The organism is Quadrisphaera sp. DVD1 (assembly GCF_058932755.1).
Window position 1 is genome coordinate 1 of sequence record NZ_JBZYWI010000094.1, and the last position, 11,982, is coordinate 11,982.

Below are 11,982 nucleotides of genomic sequence, written 5' to 3' on the forward strand. Positions count from 1 at the left end.
ACACAGAGCAGACGACGACCAGAAACTTGGCATCGACTACTGACACGCTGTTGAGTTCTCAAAGAACGGACGCAACCTGATCCCGGCCTTTCGAGCCGTTCTCGGGGCTTCAGTTCGTGGCACGAGACTACAACGACCGCGTGGGCCGCTGGATTCCGTGCCGGGTGGCCCGCCCGCTGGGGCCCGTCCACCTCTCGGTGTCCGTTCCTCCCTGCCGGGCGAACGAGTAGAACACTACGTCGGGGCAGCGCGGTCGTCAAACCCGGGGGGTGCGTTCCGGACGTCTGGCGCATCCCCGCTGGTCACGCGCCCGTTCCTTCCCGGACGCCCGAGCGCGCCGGCGCCCGGCCCCCGGGGGGGCCGCCTCAGACGGCCGCGACCTCGACCGCGGCGAGCGTCCGGCGCCCGCGGCGGAGCACCAGCCAGCGGCCGTGGAGCAGGGCCGAGGGGTCCACGGGCGCCTCGGCGTCCTCGACCCGGGCGTTGTTGACGTAGGCCCCTCCCTCGGCGACGGCGCGCCGCCCGGCGGAGACGCTGGCCACCACCCCCGCCGCCGCGAGCAGGCGCGGGACGTCGAGGGGCTCCCCCGCCGCCACGCGGGCCGTCGGCAGCTCGGCCACCGCGTCGCGCAGCGTCGCCTCGTCGAGGGCCGCGAGGTCGCCGCGGCCGAACAGGGCCGCGCTGGCCGCCTCCACCCGGGCGGTGGCCTCGGCGCCGTGGACGAGCGTGGTGACGTCCTGGGCCAGCGCCCGCTGCGCCGCCCGGGCCTGCGGGCGCTCGGCGGTCTCGGCCGCGAGCGCCTCCAGCTCCTCCCGCGGGCGGAAGCTGAACACCTTGAGGTAGTCGTCGACCTTGGCGTCCTCGGCGGCGAGCCAGAACTGGTAGAAGGCGTAGGGGCTGGTGAGCTCGGGGTCCAGCCAGACCGTGCCGGTCTCGGTCTTGCCGAACTTCGTGCCGTCCGGCTTGGTGACCAGCGTCGTCGCCAGCGCGTGCACCGACGCGTGCTCGACCCGGTGGACGAGGTCCACCCCGCTGGTGATGTTCCCCCACTGGTCGCTGCCCCCGGTCTGGAGGACGCAGCCGTAGCGGCGGAACAGCTCGAGGTAGTCCATCCCCTGGAGGATCTGGTAGCTGAACTCGGTGAAGCTGATGCCCTCCTGGGACTCCAGGCGGGCGCTCACCGACTCCTTCGCCAGCATCCGGTTGACGCGGAAGTGCTTGCCGACGTCGCGCAGGAAGTCGATCGCGGACAGCGGCGCCGTCCAGTCGAGGTTGTTCACCGCCACGACGGCGTTGGGCCCCTCGCTGGAGAGGAACGGGGCGATCTGGCGCTGCAGCCGCTCGACCCAGCTGGCGACGGTGGCGGGGTCGTTGAGCACCCGCTCCCCCGCCATCTTCGGGTCGCCGATGAGGCCCGTGGAGCCGCCGACGAGCGCGAGCGGGCGGTGGCCGGCGTCCTGGAGGCGCCGGGCGGTGATGAGCTGCACGAGGTTGCCGATGTGCAGGCTCGGGGCCGTGGGGTCGAAGCCGACGTAGAAGGTGACCCGCCCGGCGTCCAGGGCCGCGCGCAGGGCGGCCTCGTCGGTGGTCTGCGCCAGCACGCCGCGCCAGCGCAGGTCGTCCAGGACGTGGGTCACGAGAGCTCCTCGGGTGGGTCGGGTCGGGGGTCGGGCGTGGTCGAGCGTGCCGGACGCCGGCGCGGCGCCGCAGCCCGGTAGGGCGAGACGGTGGGCTCGCCCTCGACCCAGCACCGCCACGGGTAGCGCTCGGCGTCCCCGCCGGGCCCGCTGACGCCGACCCGCGGGCCCCAGCGCACCGGTCCCCGCGGCGCGGCGCCGGGCAGGACCCTCAGCGCGGCGGCCGGTGCGCACAGGTCGGCCCCGGTCTCGGCGCCGGTCAGCCCGAGGGCACCGGCCAGGCGCGCGGGCCCGCGGGCGAGGTCGACGTCGCGGCGGGCGGCCGGGCGGCGCGAGCGGGCCAGGTCGAGGCCGTCGACCACCTCTCCCCCGCGCAGCAGCACCGCCGAGGCCGTGCCCTCGGGGCCGCAGACGAGGTTGGCGCACCAGTGCATGCCGTAGCTGAAGTACACGTAGGCGTGCCCCGGCTCCCCGAACATCACGGCCGTGCGGGGCGTGACCCCCCGCGCGGCGTGCGAGCCCGGGTCGCCGGGGCCGGCGTACGCCTCGACCTCGGTGAGCCGCACGGCGACCGCGCCGGCCGGCGTCCGGTGCTCGACGACGCGGCCGAGCAGGTCGCCCGCCACCTCGAGCACCGGGCGGTCGAAGAACGACCGGCCCAGCGGAGCGCTCACACCGGCCGGAGCGCGGCCAGCGCGTCGCGCAGCTCGACGAGCTGCTCGGCCACCCGCACCGGGGCCGTGCCGCCGCGGCCCGAGCGCGAGGCGAGGGAGCCGGCCACGGTCAGCACCTCGCGCACGTCCGGGCCGAGGTCGGGCGAGATCGCCGCCAGGTCGGCGTCGGTGAGGTCGCCCAGCTCGATCCCCCGCTCCTCGCACACCCGCACGCAGGCGCCCGCCACCTCGTGGGCGATCCGGAAGGCCACGCCGGAGCGCACGAGGTGCTCGGCGACGTCGGTGGCCAGGGAGAAGCCCTGCGGGGCCAGCTCGGCCATCCGCTCGGTGTCGAAGCGCAGCGTGGCGACCATGCCGATGAACGCCGGCAGCAGCACCTCGAGCGTGTCGACCGCGTCGAAGACGGGCTCCTTGTCCTCCTGCAGGTCGCGGTTGTACGCCAGCGGCAGGCCCTTGAGCGTGGCGAGCAGCCCGGCGAGGTCGCCGATCAGCCGGCCGGCCTTGCCGCGGGCCAGCTCGGCCACGTCGGGGTTCTTCTTCTGCGGCATGATGCTCGACCCGGTCGAGTAGGCGTCGTCCAGCGCGACGAAGCCGAACTCCTTCGTCGCCCACAGGACGACCTCCTCGGCCAGGCGAGAGAGGTCCACGCCCACCATCGCCGCGACGAAGGCGAACTCGGCCGCGACGTCCCTGGACGCCGTCCCGTCGATGCTGTTGGCGACCGACCCGGCGAAGCCGAGCTCGGCGGCCACCGCCTCGGGGTCGAGCCCCAGGGAGGAGCCGGCGAGCGCGCCGCTGCCGTAGGGCGACAGGGCGGCGCGGTCGTCCCAGTCGGCGAGGCGGTCGACGTCGCGCAGCAGCGCCCAGGCGTGCGCCAGCAGGTGGTGGCCGAGCAGCACCGGCTGGGCGTGCTGGAGGTGGGTGCGCCCGGGCATCGGGGCGCCCGCGTGCGCCTCGGCCTGGTCGGCGATCACCGAGACCAGCTCGGACAGCAGCGCCCGCAGGCGCCGGCCGGCGTCGCGCAGGTACATCCGCAGCAGGGTGGCGATCTGGTCGTTGCGCGAGCGGCCGGCCCGCAGCCGCCCGCCGAGGTCGGCCCCGGCCCGCTCGATCAGCCCGCGCTCGAGCGCCGTGTGCACGTCCTCGTCGTCCGGCGCCGGCCCGAAGGCGCCGCTGCGGACGTCGCCGAGCAGCTGCTCCAGCGCCCCGAGCATCCCGACGAGCTGGTCGTCGGTGAGCAGGCCCGCGCCGTGGAGGACGCGGGCGTGGGCCATCGAGGCGGTGACGTCGTAGGGCGCCAGCCGCCAGTCGAAGTGGGTGCTGCGGGACAGCTCCGCCAGCGCCTGCGCCGGACCGCCGGCGAACCGGCCGCCCCAGAGGGAGACCGGCGCGCCGCTCTCGGGTCCGGCCCCCCCGGGAGCCGTCACCCCTGAACCCCGGAGGCCCCGGCGGCCCCGGCGACGCGCTCGTCACGGGCGGCGGCGATGCGCGAGGGCAGGCCCCACAGCTCCACGAAGCCCTTGGCGAGGGACTGGTCGAAGGTGTCGCCGGAGTCGTAGGTGGCCAGGGAGTGGTCGTAGAGGCTGTGCCCGCTGCGCCGGCCGGTGACGACCGCGGTGCCCGCGTGGAGGGTGAGCCGGACGTCCCCGGTGACGTGCTCCTGGGTGCTGGCGATGAAGGCGTCCAGGGACCGCTTGAGCGGGGAGAACCACAGGCCGTCGTAGACCAGCTCGGTCCAGCGCTGGCCGACCGTGCGCTTGAAGCGGGCCTGCTCGCGCTCGACCGTGACGTTCTCGAGCTCCTGGTGCGCGGTGATGAGGGCGATCGCGCCCGGGGCCTCGTAGACCTCGCGGCTCTTGATGCCGACCAGGCGGTCCTCGACCATGTCGAGGCGCCCGACGCCCTGGGCTCCGGCGCGGGCGTTGAGCTGCTCGATCGCCTGGAGCACGGTGACCGGCTCCCCGTCGATCGCGACCGGACGCCCGGCCTCGAAGGTGATGACGACCTCGTCGGCCTCGCGGGGGGTCGCCGGGTCGGAGGTGTAGGAGTAGACGTTCTCGGTCGGGGCGTTCCAGATGTCCTCGAGGAAGCCGGTCTCCACCGCGCGGCCCCAGACGTTCTGGTCGATGGAGAACGGGTTCTTCTTCGTGGTCTCGATCGGCAGCGAGTTCTTCTCCGCGAACTCGATCGCCTTGTCGCGGGTGAGGGCGAGGTCGCGGATCGGCGCGATGCAGGTGAGGTCGGGCGCGATCGCGGCGATGCCCGCCTCGAACCGGACCTGGTCGTTGCCCTTGCCGGTGCAGCCGTGGGCCACGACGGTCGCGCCGTGCTGGCGGGCGGCGATCGCGAGGTGCTTGACGATCGCCGGGCGCGAGATCGCCGAGACCAGGGGGTAGCGGTCCATGTAGAGGGCGTTGGCCTGCAGGGCCGGCAGGCAGTACTCGTCGGCGAACTCGTCGCGAGCGTCGGCGACGTAGGCCTCGACGGCGCCGCAGTCCAGGGCGCGCTGGCGGATGACCTCGAGGTCCTCGCCGCCCTGGCCCACGTCGACGGCGACGGCGACGACCTCCGCACCGGTGCGCTCGGCGATCCAGCCGATGCCCACGGAGGTGTCGAGGCCACCGGAGTAGGCGAGGACGACGCGATCGGTCACGAGGGGGCTCCTTGGGTCGGGGTGGGGGTGGAGGAGGTGTCAGGGGTGCGGCCCGCGGCGAGCGCCAGCATCCGCTCGGCCAGGGCCGTGCCTCCCGCCGGGTCGCGGGCGACGAGCAGCACGGTGTCGTCACCGGCGATGCAGCCCAGGACGTCGGGCAGGGCGGCGTGGTCGACGGCGCTCGCGAGGAACTGCGCGGCCCCCGGCGGGGTGCGCAGCACGACGAGGCCGCCGGAGGCCTCCGCGGTGACGAGGAGGTCCTCGGCGAGGCGGGCCAGGCGGGCGTCGAGGACGCCGGCCCCCACCGCGGGCCGGGGCGTGCGGTCCCCGCCCTCGGCCGGGAGGGCGTAGACCAGCCCCTGCGCGGAGCGGACCTTCACCGCGCCGAGCTCGACGAGGTCGCGCGAGAGCGTCGCCTGGGTGACCACGAGGCCGTCGGCGGCGAGCAGGTCGGCCAGCTCGGGCTGCGAGCGCACGGCCGTGCGCCCGAGCAGCTCGACGATCCGGGCGTGGCGCGCCGTGCGGGTGGCGGGGATGGCCGAGGTCCCGGACGCGCCGCCGGCGCCGGCGGTGCTCATGCCCGCTCCAGCAGCCACACGAGCAGCGCCTTCTGGGCGTGCAGGCGGTTCTCGGCCTCGTCCCACACCCAGGAGCCGGGGCCGTCGACGAGCTCGGCGGCGACCTCCTTGCCCCGGTAGGCGGGCAGGCAGTGCAGGACGCCGGCCCCCGGCGCGGCGCCGCCCAGGAGGTCGCTCGTCACGGCGAAGGGCAGGAACGGCGCGGAGCGCTCCGCGGCCTCGCCCTCCTGGCCCATCGAGACCCACGTGTCGGTGGCGACGACGCCGGCGCCCTCCACCGCCGCGGCGGCGTCGTGCACGACCTCGACGGAGCCGCCGGTGCGGGCCGCGACGGCGCGGGCGGCGTCGAGCACGCGGGGGTCGGGCAGGTGGGACGCCGGGGTGCCGATCCGCACGTGCAGGCCGGCCACGGCGCCGCCGAGGGCGTAGCTGTTGGCCATGTTGTTCGCCCCGTCGCCGAGGTAGGCGAGGCGCTGCCCGGGCAGGGCGGCGACGCCGCCGGTGCGCTCGGCGAGGGTGAGCAGGTCGGCGAGCACCTGGCACGGGTGGAGCAGGTCGGTCAGGGCGTTGACCACCGGCACCCGGCTGTGCGCCGCCATCTCCTCCAGCGCCGACTGCGCGAAGGTGCGCCAGACGATCGCGGCGACCTGGCGCTCGAGCACCCGGGCGGTGTCGGCGGCGGGCTCCCCGCGCCCCAGCTGGCTCGTGGCGGCGTCGATGACCACCGGGTACCCGCCGAGCTCGGCGATGCCGACGCTGAAGGACAGCCGCGTGCGCGTGGACGGCTTGTCGAAGAGGACGGCGACCGCGCGCGGCCCGTCGAGGGGACGGGTGTCGAGGCGGCCGGCGGCGCGGTCGGCCTTCAGGCGCAGGGCCAGCTCGAGCACCTCCGCCTGCTCGGCGGGGGCGAGGTCGTCGTCCCGCAGGAAGTGGCGCGTCACGTGGGACCTCCGGTGGTCGGGGTGGTCGCGGCCGCGGTCCGCTCCAGCAGCCCGGGCAGCGCGGTGGTGAACTCCGCGAGCTGGGCGGGGGTCAGCACCAGCGGCGGGGCGAGGCGGACGGCGTCCGGGGCCACGGCGTTGACGATGAACCCCGCGTCCAGGGCGGCCGCCGCGAGCGCCCTGGCGACGGGGGCGTCGAGCAGCAGGGCCTGCAGGGCCCCGGCGCCGCGGAGGCCGCGCAGGAGCGGAGCCCCCTGCGCCACGAGCGCGTCCACGGACGCCTGCAGCGTCGTGCCGATGGTCGCGGCGGCGTCCAGCAGGGAGTCGCGCTCGACGGCGTGCAGCACGGCGAGGCCGGCGGCGGCGGAGACCGGGTTGCCGCCGTAGGTGGTGCCGTGCTGGCCGGGGCCGAGCAGCGAGGCGACCCGCTCCCCCAGCGCCACCGCGGCGCCGATCGGGATGCCGCCGCCGAGGCCCTTGGCGGTCGTGACGACGTCGGGCAGGACGCCGTCCGGCAGCCCCAGGCCGGGCAGCTGGTGGGCGAACCAGGCGCCCGTGCGGGCGATGCCGGTCTGCACCTCGTCGAGCACGAGCAGCGCGCCGGCCGCGCTGGTGATCTCGCGGGCCGCCGCGAGGTAGCCGTCGGGGGCGGGCAGCACGCCGCCCTCCCCCTGCACCGGCTCGAGGAAGACCGCGGCGACCTCCTCGGGCGCCTGGGCCACCAGGGCGGCGAGGGCGTCGACGTCGCCGAAGGGCACCCGCTCCACGCCCGGCACCAGCGGCTCGAACGGCTCGCGGTAGGCGGGGTTGGCGGTCAGCGACAGCGCGCCCATCGTGCGGCCGTGGAAGGCGCCGAGCGCGGAGATCACGCGCGGCCGGCCGGTGCGCCGGGCGATCTTGAACGCGGCCTCGTTGGCCTCGGCGCCGGAGTTCGCGAAGAAGACCCCCGAGCCGGCCGGGGCGCGCAGCACCTCGAGCAGCCGCTCGGCCAGGGCGACCTGCACCGGGGTGGCGAAGAAGTTCGAGACGTGGCCGAGCGTGGCGAGCTGGGTGGTCACCGCGGCGGTCAGCAGCGGGTGGGCGTGGCCGAGCACCGCCGTGGCGATGCCGCCGAGCAGGTCGACGTAGCGGCGGCCGTCGGCGTCCCAGACCAGCGCCCCCTCCCCGCGCACGAGCACCCGCTGCGGGGTGCCGTAGGTGCCCAGGACGGCGCCGGCGTAGCGGGCCAGGACGTCGGCGCTGCTGCCGGCGGCCACCGCGCCCACCCGGGTGACGAGCTGCTCGGCGAGCGCCGCGGGGTCGAGGGCGCTCACGGGACCACCATCGTGCCGGTGCCGGAGTCGGTGAAGACCTCCAGCAGGAGGGAGTGGGGGGCGCGGCCGTCCACGACGTGCGCGCGCTCGACGCCGCCGCGCACGGCCCGCAGGCACGCCTCCATCTTGGGCACCATGCCCGACTGCAGGCCGGGCAGCACGCGCTCGAGGTCGTCGGCGGTGATCCGGCTGACCAGCGAGGAGCGGTCGGGCCAGTCGGCGTAGAGGCCCTCGACGTCGGTGAGCACGATGAGCTTGCGCGCCCCCAGCGCCGTGGCGAGGGCCGCCGCGGCGGTGTCGGCGTTCACGTTGAGCACACCGGCGCTGTCCCGGTCGGGCGCGATCGTGGAGACCACGGGGATCCGCCCGGCCTCGAGCAGGTCCAGCACCGCAGTGGGGTCGACGGCCGTGACGTCGCCGACCAGCCCGACGTCCACCGGCTCGCCGTCGACCACGGCGGAGCGGCGCTCGGCGGTGAACAGGCCGCCGTCCTCTCCGGACAGGCCCACCGCGTGCGGGCCGAAGCTGTTGAGCAGGCCGACGAGCTCGCGGCCGACCTGGCCGGTGAGCACCATGCGGACGACGTCCATCACCTCGGGCGTCGTCACGCGCAGGCCGCCGCGGAACTCGCTGGCGATGCCGAGGCGGTCGAGCATCGCGGAGATCTGCGGGCCGCCGCCGTGCACGACGACGGGGCGCAGCCCGGCCAGGCGCAGGAACGTGATGTCCTCGGCGAAGGCCCGCTTGAGCTGGGCGTCGACCATGGCGTTGCCGCCGTACTTGACGACGACGAGGGCGCCGCGGAAGCGCTGCAGCCAGGGCAGGGCTTCGACGAGGACGCCGGCCTTGTCGGCGGCGGTGAGGGTCTCGGGGGCGGTCGAGCTCACGGGCGTGCTCACGTCGAGTACGCGCTGTTCTCGTGGACGTAGTCGTGGGTGAGGTCGTTGGTCCACACCGTGGCCTCCGCGGTGCCGGCGTGGAGGTCGACCCGGATCCGCACCTCGCGCCCGGACAGGTCGACGCCGGCGCGGTCGTCGCCGATCGCCCCGGCCCGGCAGACCTGCACCCCGTTGAAGGCGACGTCGAGGGCGTCGGGGTCGAAGGCCGCGGACGTCGTGCCGACCGCGGCGAGCACCCGGCCCCAGTTGGGGTCCTGGCCGAAGATCGCGGCCTTGAGCAGGTTGCTGCGGGCGACCGCGCGGCCGACCTCCACCGCGTCGTCCTCGCTCGCGGCGCCGACGACGTCGACGGCGACGTCGTGGCTGGCACCCTCGGCGTCCGCGACGAGCTGGCGGGCGAGGTCGGCGCAGACGGCGGTGACCGCCTCCTGCAGGGCGGCGTCGTCGGGCTGCGCGCCGCTGGCCCCCGAGGCCAGGAGCAGCACCGTGTCGTTGGTCGACATGCAGCCGTCGGAGTCGACGCGCTCGAAGGTCGTGCGCGTCGCGGCGCGCAGGGCGGCGTCGAGGGCGGCGGGCTCGGCGACGGCGTCGGTGGTGAGCACGACGAGCATCGTGGCCAGGCCGGGGGCGAGCATGCCGGCGCCCTTGGCCATCCCGCCCACGCTCCACGACGCGCCGGCGGCGTCGCGGGTGACGAGCGCCTGCTTCGGCACGGTGTCGGTGGTCATGATCGCCCCGGCCGCCTCGGGGCCGCCCTCGGAGGACAGGCTCGCGGCGGCGACCGAGACGCCGGTGAGCAGCTGCTCCATCGGCAGCCGCTCGCCGATCAGCCCGGTCGAGCACACCGCGACGTCGGCGGCGCCGGCGCCGAGCAGCTGCGCGACGTGCTCGGCGGTGGCGTGGGCGTCGACGAAGCCGGCGGGGCCGGTGCAGGCGTTCGCCCCGCCGGAGTTGAGGACGACGGCGTCGCAGCGGCCGTCGGACAGCGCCTGGCGCGTCCAGCGCACCGGGGCCGCCTGGACGCGGTTGGTGGTCAGGACCACCGCGGCGTCGTGGCGCGGGCCGTCGTTGACGACGAGCGCGACGTCGGGGCGGCCGCTGGCCTTGAGCCCCGCGGTCACCCCCGCGGCGCGGAAGCCGGCGGGACCGGTGACGCTCATCGGACCTCCTCGATCTGCGCGGCGGCTCCCGCCGCCAGGACGTCGTGGCCGGCCGAGCGCCAGGCGACGCGGGCCTCGGCCGTGCTGCTCGCGGGTACGAGCACCCAGTCGGTGTCGTAGGTGGACAGCGCGAAGACGCTGAGGCCGCCGTCGGCCAGCGGCCTCAGCAGCCCGGCGAGGACGCCGGTCAGCGCGAAGTCCAGCGGGCCCTCCACCTCGAAGACCGCGAACGGCCCCTGCACCGGCCCGGGCAGCTGCTCGGGGACGGCGGCCGCGGGGCAGACCACGCTGAGCTCGTGGGCGGTGCGGGTGACCGAGACCAGCGGGCCGCCGCGGGCCCAGTCCGGGTCGGGCGCGTCGGCGGGGAGGCGGACGACGTAGACCGCGCCGGCGTGCTCGACCAGCCTCACGGCGCCACCCCCACCAGCGGCAGCCCGGTGGTCTCGGGGAGCCCGAGCGCGAGGTTCAGGCACTGCACGGCCGCGCCGGCGGTGCCCTTGGTGAGGTTGTCGACGGCGGCCACGACGACCACCCGGCCGACCCGCTCGTCGACCGCCAGCTGGAGCAGCACGGTGTTGGCGCCGAGGGTGTCGGCGGTGCGCGGCCAGCGGCCCTCGGGCAGCACGTGCACGAAGGGCTCGTCGGCGTAGGCGGCGGCCCAGGCCTCGCGGACGGCGGCGGCGCCGGGGCGGGCGCCGCCGGTGCTGCGCAGCCGCGCGGTGCAGGTGGCGAGGATGCCCCGGGGCATCGGGGCGAGGGTGGGGGTGAAGCCCACGCGCACCGGCTCGCCGGCTGCGGCGGAGAGGTTCTGCTCCACCTCGGGGGTGTGCCGGTGGGTGCCGCCGACGCCGTAGGGCGACATCGAGCCCATCACCTCGGCGCCCAGCAGGTGCGTCGAGCTCTTGCGGCCGGCGCCGGAGGTGCCCGAGGCGGCGACCACGACGACGTCGTCGGGCTCGAGCAGCCCGGCCGCGAAGCCCGGCGCCAGGGCCAGCGAGGTCGCCGTCGGGTAGCAGCCCGGCACCGCGATCCGGCGGGCGCCGACCAGGGCGTCGCGGCCGCGGCCGCCCCCGGCGAGCGGCAGCTCGGGCAGGCCGTACGGCCAGGTGCCGGCGTGGTCGCTGCCGTAGAACTCGCTCCACGCGGCCGCGTCGCGCAGGCGGTGGTCGGCGCCGCAGTCGAGCACGACGACGTCGTCGGGCAGCTGCGCGGCGAGCGCAGCGGACTGCCCGTGCGGCAGCGCCAGGACGACGGCGCCCGCGCCCGCGAGCGCCTCGGCCGTGGTCGGGCCCAGCTCGCGGTCGGCCAGCGGCAGCAGGTTCGGGTGGTGCTCGCCGAGGCGGCTGCCCGCGCTGGAGCCTGCCGTGAGCGCGCCGACCTCGACCTCGGGGTGGCCCAGGAGCAGGCGCAGCGCCTCACCCCCCGCGTAGCCGCTCGCGCCAGCCACCGCCACCGTCACCATGCGCACGATCATACACAGCACTGCATGGCCATGCATCCTGGCGGCGGACGCTCAGGCGAGGGGGTCCTCGGGACCGTAGGGGCGCAGGCGCAGGGTCCGGGCAGCGGGGTCCAGGCCCTGCTCGGCGAGCCGGCGCAGGGTGGCGACGTCGTCCGCGCCGGCGCGCACCATGCGCCCGGACCAGCCGTCGAGCTCCCCCCGGGCGAAGGCGACGACGAGCGCGACGACGTCGGCCGGGTCGGTCCACTCGGTGCGGCCGTCGTGCGCGGGCATCGCGCGCGTCATCGGGGTGTCGACGACGCCCGGCGCGAGCTCGATGGCGCGGAGGCCGCGGTCGTACCCGGCCGCGTGCAGGGCGCCGCCGATCCGGAACAGCCCGGTCTTGGCGGCGAAGTAGGCGGAGTTGACGGCGGAGTCGCGGGTGCCCGAGCCGGAGTTGAGGTCGACGACGCGGCCGCCGCCGCGCTCGACCATGCCCGGCACGACGGCGCGCACGGCGTGGAAGGAGCCGAGCAGGCTCGCCTCGACGACCGAGCGCCACTCGTCGGGGTCCGCCTCCCAGATCGGCGCCTCGGCCGCCTCGATGGTGCCGGCGCTGGAGACCAGGAGGTCCACCGGGCCGAGGGCGCCCTCCACGGCGGCGACCGCGGCGCGCACCGAGGCGA

Annotated in this window: 12 protein-coding genes; all 12 read right to left on the bottom strand. The window is 76.3% G+C overall.

The genetic code is table 11. From position 1 onward, the window contains the following. Positions 1–365 precede the first annotated feature (365 nt). Positions 366–1,637 carry a tyrosine--tRNA ligase gene (gene tyrS, locus AC5FZL_RS11370; protein ID WP_493618699.1) on the bottom strand — a complete coding sequence of 424 codons (1,272 nt, stop codon included), beginning with the start codon at positions 1,635–1,637 and terminating at the stop codon, positions 366–368. Beyond that, complete coding sequence (locus tag AC5FZL_RS11375; RefSeq protein ID WP_493618700.1) at positions 1,634–2,311, bottom strand: DNA-3-methyladenine glycosylase; 678 nt, start codon at positions 2,309–2,311, stop codon at positions 1,634–1,636. The genes tyrS and AC5FZL_RS11375 overlap by 4 nt, the downstream gene beginning before the upstream one ends. Beyond that, on the bottom strand, positions 2,308–3,738 hold the full coding sequence (gene argH / locus AC5FZL_RS11380) for an argininosuccinate lyase (protein ID WP_493618701.1): 1,431 nt from the start codon (positions 3,736–3,738) through the stop codon (positions 2,308–2,310). The genes AC5FZL_RS11375 and argH overlap by 4 nt, the downstream gene beginning before the upstream one ends. Then, entirely contained in the window at positions 3,735–4,964 is a 1,230-nt protein-coding gene (locus AC5FZL_RS11385) for an argininosuccinate synthase (RefSeq protein WP_493618702.1), read from the bottom strand. Before AC5FZL_RS11385 ends, argH begins: the two co-directional genes overlap by 4 nt. Next, a complete protein-coding gene (locus AC5FZL_RS11390; protein WP_493618703.1) occupies positions 4,961–5,542 on the bottom strand; it encodes an arginine repressor in 582 nt (193 codons plus the stop codon). The genes AC5FZL_RS11385 and AC5FZL_RS11390 overlap by 4 nt, the downstream gene beginning before the upstream one ends. Further along, positions 5,539–6,483 carry an ornithine carbamoyltransferase gene (argF, locus tag AC5FZL_RS11395; RefSeq protein WP_493618704.1) on the bottom strand — a complete coding sequence of 315 codons (945 nt, stop codon included), beginning with the start codon at positions 6,481–6,483 and terminating at the stop codon, positions 5,539–5,541. The genes AC5FZL_RS11390 and argF overlap by 4 nt, the downstream gene beginning before the upstream one ends. Next, a complete protein-coding gene (locus AC5FZL_RS11400) occupies positions 6,480–7,796 on the bottom strand; it encodes an acetylornithine transaminase (protein WP_493618706.1) in 1,317 nt (438 codons plus the stop codon). Before AC5FZL_RS11400 ends, argF begins: the two co-directional genes overlap by 4 nt. Then, a complete protein-coding gene (gene argB, locus AC5FZL_RS11405; protein WP_493618715.1) occupies positions 7,793–8,683 on the bottom strand; it encodes an acetylglutamate kinase in 891 nt (296 codons plus the stop codon). The genes AC5FZL_RS11400 and argB overlap by 4 nt, the downstream gene beginning before the upstream one ends. Positions 8,684–8,691: 8 nt before the next feature. Further along, complete coding sequence (gene argJ / locus AC5FZL_RS11410) at positions 8,692–9,855, bottom strand: bifunctional glutamate N-acetyltransferase/amino-acid acetyltransferase ArgJ (RefSeq protein ID WP_493618708.1); 1,164 nt, start codon at positions 9,853–9,855, stop codon at positions 8,692–8,694. Beyond that, positions 9,852–10,265 carry an ACT domain-containing protein gene (locus tag AC5FZL_RS11415; protein ID WP_493618710.1) on the bottom strand — a complete coding sequence of 138 codons (414 nt, stop codon included), beginning with the start codon at positions 10,263–10,265 and terminating at the stop codon, positions 9,852–9,854. The genes argJ and AC5FZL_RS11415 overlap by 4 nt, the downstream gene beginning before the upstream one ends. Continuing rightward, the gene (gene argC / locus AC5FZL_RS11420) at positions 10,262–11,317 is read right to left on the bottom strand and encodes an N-acetyl-gamma-glutamyl-phosphate reductase (RefSeq protein ID WP_493618711.1); all 1,056 of its coding nucleotides are present in this window, start codon (positions 11,315–11,317) and stop codon (positions 10,262–10,264) included. Before argC ends, AC5FZL_RS11415 begins: the two co-directional genes overlap by 4 nt. A 51-nt stretch (positions 11,318–11,368) precedes the next feature. After that, positions 11,369–11,982, bottom strand: a 614-nt coding sequence (locus tag AC5FZL_RS11425) for an SDR family oxidoreductase (protein WP_493618713.1), incomplete at its 5' end; no start/stop codon positions are given.